Annotated in this window: 19 protein-coding genes; 7 read left to right on the top strand and 12 right to left on the bottom strand. The window is 60.9% G+C overall.

Going from position 1 to position 18,123, the window contains the following annotated elements; all coding sequences use genetic code 11:
• Positions 1 to 60 precede the first annotated feature (60 nt).
• From cheW to ACGLWX_RS12355, 11 genes are all read right to left on the bottom strand, one after another.
• Positions 61 to 561: a chemotaxis protein CheW gene (gene cheW / locus ACGLWX_RS12405; protein WP_252105807.1), complete on the bottom strand. Its 501-nt coding sequence runs from the start codon at positions 559 to 561 to the stop codon at positions 61 to 63.
• On the bottom strand, positions 558 to 2,672 hold the full coding sequence (cheA, locus tag ACGLWX_RS12400) for a chemotaxis protein CheA (protein WP_396240102.1): 2,115 nt from the start codon (positions 2,670 to 2,672) through the stop codon (positions 558 to 560). The genes cheW and cheA overlap by 4 nt, the downstream gene beginning before the upstream one ends.
• A 44-nt stretch (positions 2,673 to 2,716) precedes the next feature.
• The gene (gene motB / locus ACGLWX_RS12395) at positions 2,717 to 3,634 is read right to left on the bottom strand and encodes a flagellar motor protein MotB (protein ID WP_396240100.1); all 918 of its coding nucleotides are present in this window, start codon (positions 3,632 to 3,634) and stop codon (positions 2,717 to 2,719) included.
• Positions 3,631 to 4,500, bottom strand: coding sequence for a flagellar motor stator protein MotA (gene motA, locus ACGLWX_RS12390; RefSeq protein ID WP_252105804.1), 870 nt, complete (start codon positions 4,498 to 4,500; stop codon positions 3,631 to 3,633). The genes motB and motA overlap by 4 nt, the downstream gene beginning before the upstream one ends.
• A 212-nt stretch (positions 4,501 to 4,712) precedes the next feature.
• Positions 4,713 to 5,237 (bottom strand): flagellar transcriptional regulator FlhC, encoded by a 525-nt coding sequence (gene flhC, locus ACGLWX_RS12385; RefSeq protein ID WP_252105803.1) that lies wholly within the window; start codon positions 5,235 to 5,237, stop codon positions 4,713 to 4,715.
• Positions 5,234 to 5,566, bottom strand: coding sequence for a flagellar transcriptional regulator FlhD (gene flhD / locus ACGLWX_RS12380; RefSeq protein WP_252106723.1), 333 nt, complete (start codon positions 5,564 to 5,566; stop codon positions 5,234 to 5,236). Before flhD ends, flhC begins: the two co-directional genes overlap by 4 nt.
• A gap of 102 nt (positions 5,567 to 5,668) precedes the next feature.
• Positions 5,669 to 5,962, bottom strand: coding sequence for an EscU/YscU/HrcU family type III secretion system export apparatus switch protein (locus ACGLWX_RS12375; RefSeq protein WP_252105802.1), 294 nt, complete (start codon positions 5,960 to 5,962; stop codon positions 5,669 to 5,671).
• Positions 5,962 to 7,266: a flagellar hook-length control protein FliK gene (locus ACGLWX_RS12370; protein ID WP_396240098.1), complete on the bottom strand. Its 1,305-nt coding sequence runs from the start codon at positions 7,264 to 7,266 to the stop codon at positions 5,962 to 5,964. Before ACGLWX_RS12370 ends, ACGLWX_RS12375 begins: the two co-directional genes overlap by 1 nt.
• A complete protein-coding gene (gene fliT, locus ACGLWX_RS12365; protein WP_252105800.1) occupies positions 7,263 to 7,649 on the bottom strand; it encodes a flagellar protein FliT in 387 nt (128 codons plus the stop codon). Before fliT ends, ACGLWX_RS12370 begins: the two co-directional genes overlap by 4 nt.
• A 7-nt stretch (positions 7,650 to 7,656) precedes the next feature.
• Positions 7,657 to 8,073, bottom strand: coding sequence for a flagellar export chaperone FliS (gene fliS, locus ACGLWX_RS12360; protein ID WP_252105799.1), 417 nt, complete (start codon positions 8,071 to 8,073; stop codon positions 7,657 to 7,659).
• A gap of 144 nt (positions 8,074 to 8,217) precedes the next feature.
• The gene (locus ACGLWX_RS12355; RefSeq protein ID WP_396240096.1) at positions 8,218 to 9,912 is read right to left on the bottom strand and encodes an HD domain-containing phosphohydrolase; all 1,695 of its coding nucleotides are present in this window, start codon (positions 9,910 to 9,912) and stop codon (positions 8,218 to 8,220) included.
• Between the two features lie 271 nt (positions 9,913 to 10,183).
• On the opposite strand from ACGLWX_RS12355, the gene ACGLWX_RS12350 reads away from it, so the two are divergent.
• Complete coding sequence (locus ACGLWX_RS12350; RefSeq protein ID WP_396240094.1) at positions 10,184 to 10,534, top strand: flagellar protein FlaG; 351 nt, start codon at positions 10,184 to 10,186, stop codon at positions 10,532 to 10,534.
• A gap of 133 nt (positions 10,535 to 10,667) precedes the next feature.
• Here the strand turns inward: ACGLWX_RS12350 and fliE are convergent, their stop codons facing one another.
• Entirely contained in the window at positions 10,668 to 11,003 is a 336-nt protein-coding gene (gene fliE, locus ACGLWX_RS12345) for a flagellar hook-basal body complex protein FliE (RefSeq protein WP_396240092.1), read from the bottom strand.
• Positions 11,004 to 11,276: 273 nt separating this feature from the next.
• On the opposite strand from fliE, the gene fliF reads away from it, so the two are divergent.
• Genes fliF through ACGLWX_RS12315 form a run of 6 tightly spaced genes read left to right on the top strand, consistent with a single transcriptional unit; the run spans position 11,277 to position 18,097 of the window.
• Complete coding sequence (gene fliF, locus ACGLWX_RS12340; protein WP_396240090.1) at positions 11,277 to 13,049, top strand: flagellar basal-body MS-ring/collar protein FliF; 1,773 nt, start codon at positions 11,277 to 11,279, stop codon at positions 13,047 to 13,049.
• Entirely contained in the window at positions 13,042 to 14,049 is a 1,008-nt protein-coding gene (gene fliG / locus ACGLWX_RS12335; RefSeq protein WP_252105794.1) for a flagellar motor switch protein FliG, read from the top strand. The genes fliF and fliG overlap by 8 nt, the downstream gene beginning before the upstream one ends.
• Entirely contained in the window at positions 14,042 to 14,809 is a 768-nt protein-coding gene (locus tag ACGLWX_RS12330) for a flagellar assembly protein FliH (protein ID WP_396240088.1), read from the top strand. Before fliG ends, ACGLWX_RS12330 begins: the two co-directional genes overlap by 8 nt.
• The gene (gene fliI / locus ACGLWX_RS12325; RefSeq protein WP_286086800.1) at positions 14,806 to 16,194 is read left to right on the top strand and encodes a flagellar protein export ATPase FliI; all 1,389 of its coding nucleotides are present in this window, start codon (positions 14,806 to 14,808) and stop codon (positions 16,192 to 16,194) included. Before ACGLWX_RS12330 ends, fliI begins: the two co-directional genes overlap by 4 nt.
• A gap of 1 nt (position 16,195) precedes the next feature.
• Positions 16,196 to 16,648: a flagellar export protein FliJ gene (gene fliJ, locus ACGLWX_RS12320; RefSeq protein ID WP_396240086.1), complete on the top strand. Its 453-nt coding sequence runs from the start codon at positions 16,196 to 16,198 to the stop codon at positions 16,646 to 16,648.
• A gap of 45 nt (positions 16,649 to 16,693) precedes the next feature.
• Positions 16,694 to 18,097: a flagellar hook-length control protein FliK gene (locus ACGLWX_RS12315; protein ID WP_396240084.1), complete on the top strand. Its 1,404-nt coding sequence runs from the start codon at positions 16,694 to 16,696 to the stop codon at positions 18,095 to 18,097.
• The last annotated feature ends 26 nt before the right edge of the window (positions 18,098 to 18,123 follow it).

Genomic DNA, 18,123 nt, shown 5'->3' with positions numbered 1-18,123 from the left:
TCGCCGCATCGGCGCTTTCAAAGTCCAGGTCGTGACCGAGCGCTATCGCGCCGGCGGCTATCAGGCGTGACGGGTAGTATCGACCAGCGCCATCTCTTCGCTGGTCAACAGCTTGTCGATGTCCACCAGCACCAGCATGCGATCCTCGAGGCTGCCAAGCCCACTCAAAAAGTCCGAGGAGAGCGTGACGCCGAACTCCGGTGCCGGCTTGATCTGATCCGGCGTCAGCGTCATCACGTCCGACACGCCGTCCACCACGATGCCCACCACGCGGTCGGCCACGTTGACGACGATGACCACCGTCTGGCCGCCGTACTCGACGTTATCGAGGTGGAACTTGATGCGCAGATCGACGATCGGCACGATCACACCGCGCAAATTGGTTACGCCCTTGATGAAGTCCGGCGCGTTGGCGATACGGGTGACGTTTTCGTAACCGCGGATCTCCTGAACCTTCAGGATGTCGATGGCGTACTCTTCCTCGCCTAGCGAGAACACCAGAAATTCGCTGTTGTCCGCTTCGGCGGCGGACAGTACCGCATCACTATTGGCTTGGGTCATGACAGTTCGATCTCCTTGTCATACGAAAGGTATTGGGCGTAAGCGGATTTTCCCGCTTCCTTCTTGGCACGGCACAGTCGATGCAGCCCGGTAATGTCCAGAATCAGCGCGACGCTTCCGTCGCCCAGGATCGTGGCAGCGGAAACACCAGGTACTTTGCGGTAGTTGTCTTCCAGATTCTTGACCACCACCTGCTGCTGTCCGACCAACTCGTCGACCAGCAGCGCATAGCGCCGGCCTTCGCCCTGTACGATCACGGCGATACTACGGGTCGGGTCAGTGATGGCGTCTGCCACGTCGAGCGCTTCGTGAATAGCGATCACCGGCAGGTACTCGTCGCGCACCTTGAGGACGACGTCGTCACCGGCCATGGCGTACATGTCACCTTTCGCGGGCTGAAGCGACTCGAGCACCGTGGAAAGCGGCAAAATAAAGGTTTCACTACCCACCTTGATCGACATGCCGTCCAGGATGGCTAGCGTCAATGGCAGCACGATCCGCGTGTTGGTGCCCTCGCCAAGCTTCGATTGGATCTCGACACGTCCGCCCATGCCTTGAATATTACGCTTGACCACGTCCATGCCGACGCCGCGCCCGGACACGTCGGTTACCTCAGCGGCGGTGGAGAAGCCCGGTGCGAAAATGAGCTGATACACTTCTTCATCCGACATGGTGTCGGAGACATTCAGGCCGTTTTCCCGCGCCTTGGCGAGCAGCCGCTCGCGGTCCATGCCGGCACCGTCATCCTTCACTTCGATCAGAATGTTACCGCCCTGATGACGCGCGGCTAGCGTCAGCTTGCCTTGGCGGGGCTTGCCCAACGCTTCGCGCTTGTCGGGCATTTCGATGCCGTGATCGAGGCTGTTACGCACCAGGTGGGTCAGCGGGTCGGTGATCCGCTCGACCAAACTCTTGTCGAGTTCGGTGGATTTGCCCTCGGTGATCAGCTCGATCTCTTTACCCAGCTTGCCGGCGGTATCGCGCACCACGCGCGGGAAACGGCTGAAGACGAACTCCATGGGAATCATGCGAATCGACATCACCGCTTCCTGCAGGTCTCGGGCGTTGCGCTGCAGAAGGCTCATGCCGTTTTGCAGCGAGCCACTTGACGCCGATTGGTCGCTTAAATCGCTCACCGTCTGATCAAGCATGGACTGGGTGATGATCAGCTCGCCCACCAAATTGATGATCTGGTCGACCTTGTCTACCGATACGCGAATCGAGCTCGACTCCGATGCGCCTTTCTTGCCGCCCTTCTCACCCGCCTTCTCACCGCCTTTTTCGCCGGCGCTTTTCGGCGCCGACGGCTTGCTGGCGGCGGGCGCTGGCGGGGCGGCGGGCTTTTCAGTAGGTGCAGACGGCGTGGGTGCCGGGGGCGTCGCCGGGGTGGCGGCGCTGTCCGGGGTGGACGCACTGGAGGGTGCAGCGCTGATGCTGATCTGCTCGGGCTCGATGATGAAGCACATCACCGCCTCGATGTCGTCGGCGCTGACGCTTGCCGTCATCACGACCTCGAAGCGCTGCTCGTCGCCGGACTGGCTCTGGATCTCGCCGAGCTGCTCGAGCTCTTCGACCAGCAGCGTGCGATCCTTTTCCTTGACGTTCAACAGCGCAACGAGAAGCTGACCACTCGCGGCCGGCTCGCTCGTTGCTACAGCGGGCTCGGGAGAAGCTTCGGGGCGGGGCTCGGAAGCGGCGACCGGAGCGATCGCCAGCGGTTCACCAATCTCCTCGAGCGCGATTTGTTGAAGCGTGTGGCAAATACGCTCGAAGGCCTGCTGATCGGGTTCCGACTCACTGCGGTAGGCGTTGAGCTGTTCGTGCATAATGTCCTTGGCCTCTAAAAACGTATCGACGAGGTCGGCTCGCAGCGAAAGCTCTCCCTTACGCGCGCTGTCCAGCAGGTTTTCCAGAATGTGCGTGGTTTTCTGCAACACGCTGAAGCCGAACGTGCCCGCTCCGCCCTTGATCGAATGGGCGGCGCGGAAGATGGCGTTTAGCTGCTCGCTATCTGGATCATCGACATCCAGCTCCAGCAAGTGCTGTTCCATATCCGCAAGGAGCTCTTCCGCCTCTTCGAAAAAGGTGTCAAAAAAATCCGCTATATCCATGCACTGCTCCACATTAGCGTCATAGTTGTTATGACAAGCCTTGCTTATTGGGCTGTATCGGCCTGCTGCAGATTTTCTAAAGTCTCTTCGAGGCTATTTTCGTCCGACACCGGATCGCCCTGACTCAAAATGCTCGGGTTGCGGATCGCCTCGGCGATTTCGGGCAGCAGCACAACCAGCTCGATCCGACGGTTACGCGGATCGACGGATTCGGTTTCCGGCAGCAGCACGCGGTCAGCGAAGCCAGAGACGCGCAGAAGCTGGTCCGGGTCGAGCCCACCCGCGACGAGCTCGCGGCGCGAGGCGTTGGCACGGTCGTTGGAGAGCTCCCAGTTGCTGTAGCCCCGGTAGCCGCCGGCGTAGGGCACGCTGTCGGTGTGGCCACTGATGCTGAGTTCGTTGGGCAGTTCGTTCAAAAGCGGCGCCATGGTGCGTAGAAGACTTCGCATGTAGGAGGCGACCTGGTCGCTGCCGAGCTCGAACATCGGCCGCTGGTCGGTATCCAAAAGCTGGATGCGAAGCCCTTCGCGGGTCAGGTCGAAGCGCATTTGGGAGCGCAGCTGGCGAAGCTCCGGGTCCTGCTCGATCGCGCGCTCTATACGCGCCTGCAGCTCCTCGAAAAAGCGCCGCTCCTGGCTGCTGGGACGGGTGCGCTGGAGCGTATCGATTCGCGCACGCTCACCGTCGGTATGCGTCGGGTCAGGGCCGCCGCCGGGAATGACGTTGGTGCTGCCGGAGCGATCGCCACCGGTGATCGCGGTGGCAAGCGGCGCGCTAAAGTATTCGGCCACCCCTTGGCGCTGCTCGTCACTTGCCACGCTCAAAATCCAGAGCACCAAAAAAAGCGCCATCAGCGCGGTCATGAAGTCTGCCAACGCGATCTTCCACGCACCGCCGTGGTGGGCGTGAACCACTTTCTTGCGCCGGATGACGATCGGGCGCTTGTCGGCCCCTTTACTCATGCAGCGCCACCCTTTTTGGCATCGCGAACGTACTCTTCAAGCTCGCTAAAGCTTGGGCGCTCGGCGGTGTGCAGCGCTTTACGGCCAAACTCCACGGCCAGTTGCGGGGCGTAGCCGTGCAGGCTTGCCAACAGCGTCACGCGGATACACTGAAGCATCTTCTCTGCCTCGCGGGCCTGGCGGTCGGCGTAGCTGGCGATGGGGCTAATGAAGCCGTAACCCAGCAAAATGCCCAGGAAGGTACCGACTAGCGCGTGGGCGATCATTTCGCCCATTTCGTCGGGGCTCGCATCGGCGTAGGTCAACGCCTTCACTACGCCCATGACCGCGGCCACGATACCGAAGGCGGGCATGGCGTCGCCCACCTTGTTGATCGCATCGATCGGCACGTGCATTTCCTGCTCGAACACTTCGATTTCGTGCAGCATTAGCTCGTCGATTTCCATGGGCTCCATGCCACCGCTGACCATCAGGCGCAGATAGTCGGTCAGAAAGTTCATGATGTGCGGGTCGGCAAGCACCGTGGGGTGTTCTTGAAACAGCGGACTCTCTGCGGGCGTGTCGATATCGCGCTCGATGCCGAGCATCCCTTCACGACGTATCTTCGACAGAATCTTGAACTGAAGCGCCATGAGCTCCATATAGAGCGCCTTGTTATACTTTTTGGCCCGCTTGAGCCGGGGCAGCACTTTGAAAGTCGCCTTGATCGCTTTACCGTTATTGGCCGCAATGAACGCGCCCACGCCAGCCCCCCCGATAATTAATAGCTCGAGAGGCTGATAAATCGGTCCAAGGCTTCCCCCCGCCAACATATACCCGCCGAATACCGACAGCAGTACCACCAGATAACCTAAGGGAATCAGCACGCGCACATTCCTTGCGATAACAGTGAGTAACTCGAGAAGTTATCGTCATCGATGATGAACGTAATTGCTTCTCGCCTAAGCAACGCTTAGGGCTATCATACCCGGGCAATGGCGATTCTTAATGATAAAGTACCGCCGCCTTTTACCTTTATCCCAGGATTAAAACCGGACAGGGCGCGGTAAAGAGAAACATAAAAGGCGTGGTGGACAACTCAGGATAGGGATTTGCGCGTCTTTCCAGCGCGTGACGGCGGCTGGCAAATACCGCACACGTAGTCGCGGGTGGGGCTATGGGCGTGGGCGACGAAATAGCCCTCGCAGCGGGTACAGGCGGTGAGCTGTAAAAGGTCACTCTCGAAAAAGCGCACCAGCGTCCAGGCACGAGTTAAACCCAGCACAGGGTCGACATTTTCGAGTTTGATCTGCTCTTCATAAATACGATACGCCTTGACGAAGGCATCGATCCGCTCACAGTCAGTATTTTGCCTTAGGCTTTTATAAATATTATAGAAAAGCGACGAATGAACGTTGGGAAGCCAAGTTACGAACCAGTCCGTCGAAAAGGGAAGCATGCCCTTGGGCGGCGAGACGCCACGCACTTCCTTGTACAGTTTAATGAGTCGCGTGCGGCTGAGCTCAGTCTCCGTTTCCAGCACCTGCAGGCGGGCGCCAAGCTCGATGAGCTCGATCGCCAACTGCACTTGATGCATTTCATCAACGAGGCTTTTTTGGCTCACTCGTTCTCCCCCTCAGGCAGCGAATCGAAAGGCTCGCTGGCCATCAATAGCGACGCATGAAGACCTGAAAGGCCCTGATCCCTTGGGTTTTCCATCACCTGGCGCAATTGACCCGCGCTTATTTGGCTGAACCGACACACCAGTTGATTGGTGCGGGCGAGTCTGGATAACTGACGCGCGTTCATGGAGACGAGCAGATCGGCAAGCTCGTTGTCTACCTTCAAACGCAACATCGCCGCCTCACGGTCTTCGCTCAAAAGCCTCTGGGCCAACAACAGGTACGTGAGGTTAATTTCCTGAATTTCATCGAAGAGGCTTGTTTGACTCATAATGTTCCATCGAACGTCTAGGCGATAAAGAATTGTAATACTGACGTAAAAACATTGCGGTTGTTTGACCATTGTCATGGTTACACACAACGTCGGTATTGGCTACTTGCGCCTTTCTATATGAGTTGGCTCACTCTCCGAGAGCTCGAATACCCATACCAGCAGTTCGGCGACCACTTGATATAGGCTAGCAGGAATTTCGCTGTCCAGGTTGAGTTGCATTAAAAGCGCGACGAGTTCAGGAGCATCATGAACATAAATACCCTGGCGCTCGGCTTCGGCCATGATCCGCTCGGCAAGCTCACCGTAGCCCTTGGCAACGACGCGCGGCGCCTGTTCGCCATCCTGATAAGCAAGCGCGACCGCCTGGCGGCGACGCTCGTTCGAGGCGTCCATTAGAGCTCGTCCGCCATTGCTTTAAGCGTTACGCGCACATGCTGGAAGTCGAGCGCACCAAGACGGGTACGGAGGTCCTCCACGGCGGGCGTCAGACGCTGATGAGTCTCCACATTCTGGGCGGTCACATCGACCCCCAGGGTGGATTGAACGAGGGTGAGGGCGACGTCGAAGGCGCCAACCGCGGGGACATCAAGGTGCATTTGCGAATGCCACCGCTGATTGGCCTCTCCCTCTTCGCCGCCGGACTCGCCGAACTGGCCGCTACCGGGCAGCTTGATGACCAGTGCCATGAAGATGCCCGCCCAGACGTCCCCCTCCCAGCGTAAGGCTGGCGTCGCCAGCATCTCCAACTGCTGACGTACCAGCGGCTGGAGACTTTCGTGAACGATCTCGCGCTTGAACGTGGAAGCGGTGTCAGTATCGCGAAGCCCTTCGACATCCTGAGCCGTTGTGCCATTTCCCAGCGCCCCGCCAGTCAGCGGTGCTGGTGTCGATGCCAGACTTGTTGTCGGCCGCTCATAAACACCGGACTGAATACCGCTGGGCGAGGCGCCGGTCTGGCTGGAGCTGGCAGGCAACGGCATCTCGCCCGGCACGGCAACCGCTTGACGAGCTGGCGTTACCAAAGGCGATGCGGCGCTCAGCGACAGACCGCCCTCTTGAGCGGGTGCATGTACTAACATCAACGGTGTGTTGGGTAAAATGGCGCCGGGGGTCGAGAACTGAGCGCTGGGGCCGGTAAAGGCCCCCATGGCGGGTGCCTGGCCGGCTGCCTGGGGCCTGGCAAGCTGCATCTGTGGCTCGCGCATTAACTGCAAACGGGGCACATCGCCCTGAAACCAGCGCTTTAGATGGGCCTCATAGAAAAGGCCGCTGTCGCGGATACTGGCGCTCAAGCGATTGGAAAGCGTATCGACGCTGACCGGCTCATTGGGTTGCATCAGGGGGGCGGCGGGCCGCAGCGCGGCGGGCGGGGCGGGAAAACGCAGCAGCACATCGGCGATACTGCGCGCAGCAGGGCTAAAATGCGTTTGCGTGGAGCCAGGCGGCGCGTCGCCGCGGGCATCGACCGCCCCTCGACCGCGCTGATCGAGCGACGGAGGCAAGCGGCGGAGTTCGTCGATCAGTGGCTGCGCGGGAGGACGACCGTCGAGACTAGCATCGCGCGAAAGCGCACGGGGCCCATCGCCGTGAGTGACCGGCTGAACGGGTGCATTGATCGAACGCTGCAGCGATGACTCGCCCTGACGCCCCAGCACCTGGTGCATCAGCGTATCGATCAACGGCGTGATGCCGCTCACGGCGAGGGCTCATCCTGATAAGAGCTACCTTGCTGAGGGGCGTAGGCGCGGTGCAAATCACGCTGTTTTTGCGACACGCCAATAAGCTTTCCAAGTTCGTCGCGCCGAGTCACCAACCGCCGACGAATCTCGACATCGTGTTCGAGTATGCGCTCGAGAAGCTCGGCTTTGCGTGCCTTTCCGGCATCGTCGAGCATGACGCGCTCGTCGAGCTTGCGCAGTTTGTCGACCAGCACGACGTAGTGGGTACGCTCTTCGATAAGCTCCGCCCACTGCTCGCTGCTTGCCAGCGCCTGCATTTGAGCAGCGCGGGTCAAAAGCTTGGTGTAGGTGTCGAGCAGAAGTTGCTGGCTATCGGCGGATGCCGCATCGAAAGCAGACATGGGAGCCTCACGCACTTTGTTGTTGGCCGATTTCACGCCACGCCGAAGCGACATCCTCTAAAAGGCGCTCCGCCTGGTTCAGGCTTTCTTCGTCATTGCGCAAATTAGCGGTCAGCAGCAGACGCGCAATATAGTCGTAAAGCGACCCCAGCCGCTCTGCGATTTCGCCGCCCTTGTCCTGATCGAGCGCGGCGGCCAAACCGTTATTGACGATATCCAGCGCTTTCGAAATCGCGCGGCCTTTTTCGTTAACGTTACCCGCCTGCATGTGGATGCGTGCGGCGCGAATCGATGCTTGAGCGCCATCGAACAGCATGACAATGAGCTGGTGCGGGTCGGCAGACATGACGCCACTCTCCACGCCGACGCGAGCGTAGGCATTCGCTCCCCGGCCGTAGGCGCCGCCGCTGCGAGAATATGTCATAAGTGTGCTCCTTTATTGAAAAAATGGCCGCCGCCAGCGATGCGCTCAATGCACTTTTAAAGGCTATCGGCCTACCCTTACCTATCGGCGCCGTCAACGGTGACTTTAATCGTTAGCGTCCTTTTTAAGCGCAAATGCGGCGCGTCAGGTAGAAACCGCCAACTCGCGCTTCGGCGTTCCCAGTCGCTCAGCGACATCGCCGGCAACGCTGTATTTGAGCGTCCCTCTCAACGGCGCAACGGCCTGCTCGGTCAGCACGACCTCGGCAGGCGCTCCCTGGTCGTCAAGGCGTACGATCCAGCCAAGCTGCTCGCTCGAAAAACGCACCAGCGCCCCTACAGGAAGCGCCTTAAAATGGTCGATGCAGCGCTTGACCCAGCGCGCATCGAACTGCTCCGGGTGACTCAGCAGATAGCGGTAGATCTCCTGAGTCGTTTTGGCGGGCCGGTCAGGTCGGTCGCGGCGCATCGCCTCGACCACGTCGATGATCGCACAGGCGCGCGCAAGCTCGCCGAGCTCGACACCGCCCAGCCGATCCGGGTAGCCACTGCCATCCATACGCTCGTTGATACCCTTGATGACGGAGTGCGCCACGCTTTGCGAGAGCCATTGACAGCTCTTGAGGCGCTCGAGCAAAAGCCCCGGGTGCTCGCTCAACGTCTTGAGATGCGACGCCTCGAAATGGGGCGCCGTATACACCACCTGCGGGATCAACGCCTTACCAAGATCGTGCACCAGCGCGCTTGCCACCAGGGCCTTACGCACATCCACCGGTAGATCGCCTCCGATCCAATCGAGCAGATGGATCGCTACCGCGATACCGTGACGCACGAGTACCGGCTCAAGCGACAGACAGCGAGAGGCGAACAAAAGCGCTTGGCGGTCCTCCTCATGCAGGCTAATGATGCGATCGGCGTTGAGCGACAGCTGGCGCGAGTCGATATCACTGCCCTGGGTTAGCAGCAGAAGCTGGGCGTCCAGATACGCCGCCACCTTAACCAGCCGCCGGGCAGCGGGCGTGGCGTAGTGCTTGAGATCACGCCGACCGACCTGGTCCTGCTCGCTCTTGTCCATTCCCTGAGCAGTGAACAGCGGCGACGATTGGCGCGTGGCGACCTCGGACTCCTTGTCATAGCGCGTAGCTTCGCGCTCGATTTCGCAGACGAAATACCAGATCTTGCGCGACTGATCGACGGTATGGTCAACCAGTTCGAAGCCCACGCGCAGCAGATGGTGCTCGGCATCGGTTTGCTGGTGACGCGCTTCGGCATCGACCGCGAAGTGCGTGCCGTCGGGAAAGGTGAATTCCAAACGCAGCGGCGAGCTGGATTGAGTTAAAAGGCCACTAGCACTAAGCGGAAGCTCGACCTGGCAGCCGCTTTGCGACAAATCGCGAAGCTCACCTCGAACGCTATCGCCCCGCTCATCGACCACCCGCACCGCGACCGACATCCCCAGACGCAACTGCGCGCGAAACGATTCACGCCGCTGGAGCACCCAAAGCGCGTCGGGATAGCCGCTGGTACAAAGAAAGCGCCCGCCAGAGTGGCGGGTTTCGATTAGCGTTAAAGGCGTGGTGCGAATGACCTTTCCCTGAGACTGCCCGCGCAGAAAAAAGGAGTCGCCGGCCTGTAGCTGATGCAGAAGATGGCTCACCGCTGACAGGTCCATGACCAGCGCCTCGCCGGGATACTGCTCCATTAACACGATCGGCTCGGGGTCTGCCTCCGGGGTCGACAGACAGATCGACACCCCTCCGGTTTCGATCATTGTATCCAGCAAAGCGCCCATCGCCGATTGGTCGTCGACGCTTTCAAACCCGTCCTGCTCAACTTCCATGACCCACCTCGTCGCGGTCGGCGCAAGCGGTTGGCGCCGGTCTCAATGCGGCTAGCATATCAAAGGTTATCAAGCGCTATTGCCTTATATGGCGCAGCGCTCATGGCTATTTTAGGCATTCAAGTAATTGCTAAAGTTGATCACTCACGAACGCTAAAGTGATGCAGCAGATAGCCGATAGCTACTGTCGAGGCCCGTGCGTATGTGGCTGGGCTTCGGTTTAATGAAAGCGGACTTTTCGCGCCTGACAGCCCAACAAAAGGATCTACGTATGGACTCTTTACCACTGGATAGTTCCCTAACCGCCTCCAATACCGGCACAACGCCTTACAACTCACTCCCTCAACGTCAGCAGATCGTGGAAGGGCTCTCGATGGAACCCGCCGCCGCCAGCTCGCTGCCTTCCCGCGAGGAGATCGAGGAGCCGATGGCGCGTATCAATGAAATGTTGCGCCAGCGCGGGCTGGAGTTCGAGCTTAGCGAGGAGCCAACGCGGCTCATCACGAGAGTGATCGATCGCGAAACAGGGGATGTGATTCGTCAGATTCCCAATGAGGAAGTGCTGGCCGTTTTTAGACACATCGAGGAAATGCAGGGGGGATTGATTTCGCTCGAGGCGTAAATCGAGGCATTGAAAGAGACAGCCGAACAGGCGCTTGAACACGTCATTTACACCGGCCTGAGCGGCTGTATTTAAAAACTGTTTTTGAGACAGTTTTTAAACAGGATCAAAAAGGCAGCTCCTCTGGTACGCGCTATACCTGCATGTTCATGACATCGCGGTAGGCGCTGACCATGCGGTTACGCACCTGCATTCCCATTTGAAAGGCGACGCTCGCCTTTTGCATATCGACCATGACGTCGTTAAGCTCGAGATTCGGTTCACCGGCCTGGAATGCCATCGCTTTGGTGTCGGCGCTTTGCTGTAACTCATTGATACGCCTAATCGACGCCTGCAGTTCGCTGCCGAAACCGCTTTGCCCAACACCGCTGGCTCCTAAAGCTGTCGGATCGTTTTTCAAGGGCGCCGCGGCTTGAGAAGCCAGCCCCTGCATCTGCTGTAGCGCCGACTGAATGGCAGGTGAGCTCATACGCATACCTCATTGAGAAGCCGGTTAAAGTAATACCGTCACCCTATCATCAGCAGCAGATTACTCATACGAACAAATAAGTAAGAAAAGCTGAGCTTTTCCTTCGTTCATGCTCGACCCGCCTAAGCATAATGGCGCAAATCAAAGTTCCGCATCATTTCATCGATTTGGACGTCTGTTCACGACTCACCGCGATTGACGGATATTGCCCATGCCTTCATTGATGATGCGCCCTGACCGTGACCTGTTTTGCTCAGCCTTTTGGAGGCTTTCATGAGCGAAACCGGCGCTACGGCAGGCCGTCAAACCAACTCTTCCTCCAACACCGCTCGCGGTACGGCGGCAGAGAGTGCTAAAGATAACAGCACGCTCGCGCGTCTCAAGCAGCAAATGCGCGCCAGCCCGCTAGTGGTACTTCTTGTGGCCGGGGCGGCATCTATCGCCTTGGTCGCTGCGCTGTTCATGTGGGCGGGAAGTCCCGAATACCGGGTGCTCTACAGCAATCTCGATGAAGCCGACGGCGGACGCGTCATTGCCGAACTCGATAGCCGCGCCGTTCCTTACCGCTTCAGCGATAGCGGCCAAGCCCTGCTGGTGCCCGCCGACCAAGTGCATACTCTACGCCTTCAGTTGGCCGAACAGGGGCTTCCCCGCGGCGGTAACCTGGGCCTTGAGCTCATGGACAACCAGGCATTTGGCATCAGCCAGTTTGCCGAGCAGGTCAACTTCCAGCGTGGCTTGGAAGGCGAGCTTGCTCGCTCCATCGAGTCCTTGGGGCCGGTCGAGCGCGTGCGCGTGCATCTCTCCCTGGCCAAGCCATCGGTATTCATTCGCGATCGCGAGCCCGCCAAGGCGTCGGTGGTGTTGACGCTGATGCCCGGCCGCGTGCTCGGCGAGGGCCAAGTCAGCGCCATCGTGCACATGGTTTCAAGCAGCGTGCCCGAGCTCGCCGCCCAGGATGTGACCGTGGTCGATCAGAGCGGACGCCTGCTATCAGCCCAGGTATCCCAGGGCAACGATCTGGACGGCTCTCAGCTTGAGTACATCGCCGAAGTCGAGCGCTCCTATCAGCAGCGCATCGAAAACATCCTGACGCCCATTCTGGGTAGCGGCAACGTGCGCGCCCAGGTTGCCGCACAGGTCGACTTTTCACGCCGCGAACAAACCTCCGAGCGCTACGGTCCGAACCAACCACCGAACGAAGCCGCGGTCAGAAGCCGCCAGCTAAGCCTCTCTTTTGATGGAGAAAACCCGCTCGCCAACGGCATCCCCGGCGCGCTAAGCAATACCCCGCCGGGGGTAGCGGCCTCGCTGATCAACCAGCCTGATGAAGGCGAAGATGGCGGCGGCGATGGTCAGAACACCGAAGAAGAGCCGCCGCTATCCAATCTGCGCCAGGACGATGTCGTTAACTACGAAGTGGATCGCAGCATCGAGCACGTTCAGCAGCGCCTGGGCCAGGTACAGCGCCTCTCCGCTGCGGTGGTGGTCGATTTTAAAAGCGTCGTGAATGGCGACGGTGAGACTGAGCAAATCGCCCTGTCACCAGACGAGGTCGCCCAGATCGAGCGGCTAATCCAGCAGGCAATGGGCTTCTCCGCAGCGCGCGGCGACCAGATCGAAGTGGTCAATACGCCGTTCGTGCGCGCCGCCAGCGACGTCGAAGAGGATATCGCCTGGTGGCAGCGCCCCGAGACGCTGGCGCTGGCATCGACGCTGGGCCGCTACCTGATGGTATTCATCGTCGCGCTACTGCTCTATCTGCTGATCCTGCGCCCGCTGATCAAGCGCTATACCCAGGTACCCGCCGAAGCGTCTGGTGCGCAAAACGGTACCTTCCGCGTAAGCGTTGGAGACGACGATGAGAGCGAAAGCGAGGCCGACGGCGAGGCCTCGGGTGACAGCGATACCTACGGCGAGCGGCCCAAGCGCCAGCGCAAGACCTCGCTGTACGAGAACAACCTCAAGGATCTGCAGGATATGGCCAAGGACGACCCCCGTATGGTCGCCATGATTATTCGCAGCTGGATGAATGCCAATGAGTAGCGCCATCGCACAGATGAGCGGCGCCCGTAAAAGCGCCATCCTTCTTTTGACGCTGGATGAGGACAGCGCCGCCGAGGTGTTCAAGTACCTAAACGCCGCGGAGGTGCAGGCGATCAGCCTCGAGATGGCCAAACTCGATCAAATATCGCACGAGGACATGAAGGCCGTGCTCGATGCCTTCCAGCGTGAAACCGACGATTTCGTGGCGCTCAACTTGAACTCCAGCGACCACATCCGCTCGGTGTTGACCAAGGCGCTGGGCAGCGAACGCGCATCGAGCTTGATCGAGGATATCCTCGAGAGCACCGGCAGCAACTCTGGTATCGATTCGCTGAATCTGATGGAAGCCTCAATGGTCTCCGAGCTGATCCGCGACGAGCACCCGCAGATCATCGCCACCATCCTGATTCATCTGGAGCGCCACCAGGCCGCCAACATTCTCGAGCTGTTCGAAGAAAAGCTGCGCAACGACGTAGTGCTGCGTATCGCCACCTTCAGCGGCGTGCAGCCCGCCGCCCTTCAGGAGCTGACCGAAGTACTGACCAGCATGCTGGACGGCCAGAACCTCAAGCGCAGCAAGATGGGCGGCGTGAGAACCGCCGCCGAGATCCTCAACCTGATGAACTCCTCTCAGGAAGAGGGCGCCATCGATACCGTGCGCGCCCACAACGAGGACCTGGCTCAGAAGATCATCGACGAAATGTTCCTGTTCGAGAACCTGCTCGACCTGGACAGCCGCGCGATCCAGATGGTCCTTCAGGAGGTCGAAACCAACTCACTGGTCGTCGCCCTCAAGGGCGCGCCGGAGGCGCTGGTGGACAAGTTCCTGCGCAACATGTCTCAGCGCGCCGCGGACCTGGTGCGCGAGGACATGGAAGCGCGCGGCCCGATCCGGGTCTCGCAGGTCGAAACCGAGCAGAAAGCCATTTTGCAGGTGGTACGCCGCCTGGCCGACTCCGGCGAGATAGTCCTGGCCGGCGGAGACGACGAGTATGTCTAATTCGTCCACCAGCGAGTTCGACCGTCACGGCCAGTGGCAGCGCTGGCAGATGGACGAATTAAAGCACGACGCCTTCGGTGCCGATAATGAGAGCGGCGCGCCCAGTCCGCACCAGCGCCGAGTGGCCGCCGCGCAAAAGGCCGCCGAGCAGGCGCGTCTGCGCGAGCAGCAGGAGCGCGACGAAATTTACGCCCGGGTGCGTAAGGACGCCGAGCAGCAGGGCTTTGAGGCGGGGTTTGCCAAAGGCCACACCGAGGGCTTCGAGCAGGGCATGAAAGAGGCGGGCGAGCAGGCGCAAAAGACGCTTGAAGAGCAGATATATCAGGTCGTGGCCCCGATGGAGGCACTCGGCAAACAGTTTGAAAGCGCCCTTTCGCGCCTCGATGACACCATCGCCGACGACCTGGTCGAACTCGCCATGCTGGTCGGCCGCCAGCTCGCGCTCGACACGCTCAATGATCGGCCCGAGCAGGTGCTCAAGCTGGTACGCGAGCTTTTACATACCGAGCCGCCGCTCAATGGTCAGCAGCGGCTGTGGCTCAACCCGGAGGATCATATGCTGGTCGAAGAGCATCTGGGCGACGAACTCAGCGCGGCGGGCTGGGCACTACAGCCCGATGATCAGCTCGCCCGCGGCGGCTGCCGGGTGACCAGCGCCCAGGGCGAACTCGATGCCACTTTTGAGAGCCGCTGGCAGGCCGTGGCCGCTCAGATGCGCAAGCGCCATAAGCCCGACACCCCGAGCCAGGACAACGCATGAATAGCGCCTCGATGAGCCACACCCAGCGCTGGCGCAAGGCGCTTAGCCGCACCGGCCAACGCGTGGGTCAACTGCCCAACTACCGCCGCAGCGGCCGGGTCGTGCGCGCCACCGGTATGGTCATCGAGGTCGTGGGCTTGCAGGTCGCCGTGGGCAGCGCCTGTCGAATCGAACTGCCTGGCGCCGACGGCCGCCTGGGCGAAAGCGCGCTTCACGCCGAGGCCGAAGTCGTCGGCTTTTCCGGCGACAAGCTCTTTCTGATGCCGCTGGAGCAAATTTCCGGGCTGATGCCCGGCGCGCGGGTATCGCCGCTGTCCGATGGTGTCGGCCACAGCGCCCGGCGCTTTCCCATCGGCGAGGAGCTTCTGGGTCGCGTGCTCGACGGCAACGGCAACCCGCTGGATGACCGCGAAGGCACCGAAGAGGTGCCCCGGGCGACGCTTCATACCGCGCCGCTCAATCCGCTGTCGCGGGCGCCGATCGACACGCCGATCGACGTCGGCATTCGCGCGATCAACGCGCTGTTGAGCGTTGGCAAGGGGCAGCGCATGGGGCTGTTCGCCGGCTCCGGCGTAGGCAAGTCGGTGCTACTGGGCATGATGGCTCGCTACACCCAAGCCGACGTCATCGTAGTCGGCCTGATCGGCGAACGGGGCCGCGAAGTACAGGATTTTATCGACAACATTCTTGGCCCGGAAGGCCGGCGCCGCTCGGTGGTCGTCGCCGCGCCGGCAGATACCTCGCCGCTGCAGCGCTTGCAGGGCGCGGCCTACGCCACACGTTTGGCGGAAGGCTTTCGCGACAGCGGACGTAACGTGCTGTTGATCATGGATTCGTTGACGCGTTACGCCATGGCTCAGCGCGAGATTGCGCTGGCCATCGGCGAGCCGCCGGCGACCAAGGGCTATCCGCCGTCGGTGTTCGCCAAGCTCCCCGGGCTGGTCGAGCGCGCTGGTAACGCTGAGCGCGGCGGCGGCTCGATCACGGCGTTCTACACGGTATTGACCGAAGGCGACGATCAGCAGGACCCGATCGCCGACTCCGCCCGGGCGATTCTGGACGGCCACATCGTGCTGTCGCGGAGCCTGGCGGAAGCGGGCCACTACCCGGCGATCGACATCGAAGCCTCGATCAGCCGGGCGATGAACGCGGTGGCGACCGACGAGCAGATCAGCCGGGCGCGCACGTTCAAGCAGCTGTTTTCACGCTATCAGCGCAACCGCGATTTGATCAGCGTGGGGGCTTACAGCCCAGGGCACGACCCTCGACTGGACGAGGCGGTGAATCTTTTTCCAGAACTGGAGCGTTTTTTGCAGCAGCGTATCGACGAACGCGCCACGCTTGAAGAGTCACGCCAAGCGTTGGCGCAGGTAGTAGGAGGCTAATATGCAGCATTCCCAGCTCGATATTCTCACGGATCTGGCGCGAGACGCCCGCGACCAAGCCGGTAAACTTTTGGCTGAAGAGCGCCAGAGCCAGCACCAGACCCAGGCACAGCTCGACTCGCTCAGCCGCTACCGCGCTGAGTACGCAGAGCGCCTACAAACCGCCATGCGCGACGGCATTGACCCGGCCACCATGTTTAACTACCAGCAGTTTCTAGCCTCGCTGGACGCCGCGCTCAGCCGCGCCCGACAGGCGCTGACCGCGCAGCAAAAGCGCGTCCAGCAGAGCCAGCAGCACTGGCAGCAGGAGCAGCGCAAGCTCTCCTCGTTTGATACCCTGGCCTCCAGGCGCTCGCTCGAAGAGCACCGCCGCCAGGAGCGCGCCGATCAAAAAGCCAACGATGAGTTCGTGACGTCCCAGACCGCACGACGCTCGCCGGATGGCTCTCAATAAACGTTCGCAGTCGCCGTTTGCAGTAATACCGAGGAGTTAACCGCCATGACCATGTCGTTACTGCTTCAAACCACCCAGGGCCTGCGCGGCGCACTCTCTGCGCTGCCAAGCGCTCAAGCGTCTCAGGGTCTTCCGGGAACGCCGGAGGGCTTTCAGTCGGCGCTGCGCCAAGCCTTCGATACCCGCACGGGCAGTTCAGCGGAAAATCTCGACACACCGTCGTCCGACTCGCTCGACGCCTTTCGCGATGCGCTGGCCGCGCTCGGCGCTGATGTCGAAGCGCTTGATGACGCCGAGCTCGCCGCGCTTTTTAGCGCTACCGAACAGGCACTCTCCACCGAGGCGCTCTCCCAGGGTGCCCGCGTCGATATTTTTGCTCAGGTACTCAGCGCCGCCGATATGACCGTGCCGGCTCAGAACAGCGACGCTGCACCGGTACAGAACGTCGATATTGCGCCGGTTGAAAACATCGAAACGCTTAAGGCTGCCTTGAACGAAGCGTCTGCCGCTTTTGCGGCTCCGGCGAACGCCGCGCTGCCGCTCGAAGCGGCACAAAACGCGCAGCGCCAAGTGTCTGCCGGCACGCTGGACGAGGTCCAGGCGCGCCTGGCGCTGGTGGCCGCGTTTACCGATACGCCTAAAATGGCCTCCCCGGCGGCCAGCCTGACCGAGACAGCGACCAACAGTGCGACGCCAGCGCTGAGTGATGCCGCCGCGCGCGTATTAAGCGCGGTCAACGCCCTTCAGGCGGGTAATGAGGCCAGCGCCAAATCCTGGACGGGATCCACCGTCGATGCGCGCCCTACCTGGAGCGCCCAGCCGCTAACGTCGCTTTATAACGCAGCGGCCCCGTTGGACACGGCTGCGCTCGATGCCGACACAGCACCGCTGCCCACTAGCGCCAGCGCCAGTGCGATGCAGGGAGCGCTTGCATCAGCCAGCCCGACCGGCGTCGAGCAAGTGCTGACCGGCGCACCGCCCGCCCCGACGGCGGCGAGTCCCGTTGCCGGCGCCATCGCCACGCCGGTGACCAACCCCGCCTTTGCCGAAAAGCTTGGCCAGCAGCTCATTCAGTTGACCCAACGCGGCGGCGAGCAGCAGGTGAAGCTCGAGCTGCATCCGGCCGAGCTTGGCCCGCTGACGATCACGCTGAAGATGGGCGAGCAGCACACCCAAGCGCAGTTCTTCTCCGCCCACGCTCAGGTACGTCAAATCGTTGAGCAGGCGATCCCCCAGCTGCGCGAGGCGCTTGCCGAACAGGGCATCGCGCTGGGTGAAACCTCGGTTGGCGAGCACGGCCAGCCAAAAGAGCAGGCCTTTGCTCAGGCAAACGGCGCCGGTGCTCAAGCCGGCAGTGGCGCGGCCGATGACTTAGGCGAGACGCTAGAGAGCGGCGTGAGTACGCCGGTGCGGCTCACGCTCGATGGGCGGGTCGATCTTTACGCCTAGCGCTTACGACCCGATCTTTTCAACCC

The organism is Halomonas sp. HMF6819 (assembly GCF_044335525.1).
Classification (GTDB): Bacteria; Pseudomonadota; Gammaproteobacteria; order Pseudomonadales; family Halomonadaceae; genus Vreelandella.
This window is presented reverse-complemented; position numbering and strand designations above follow the sequence as displayed.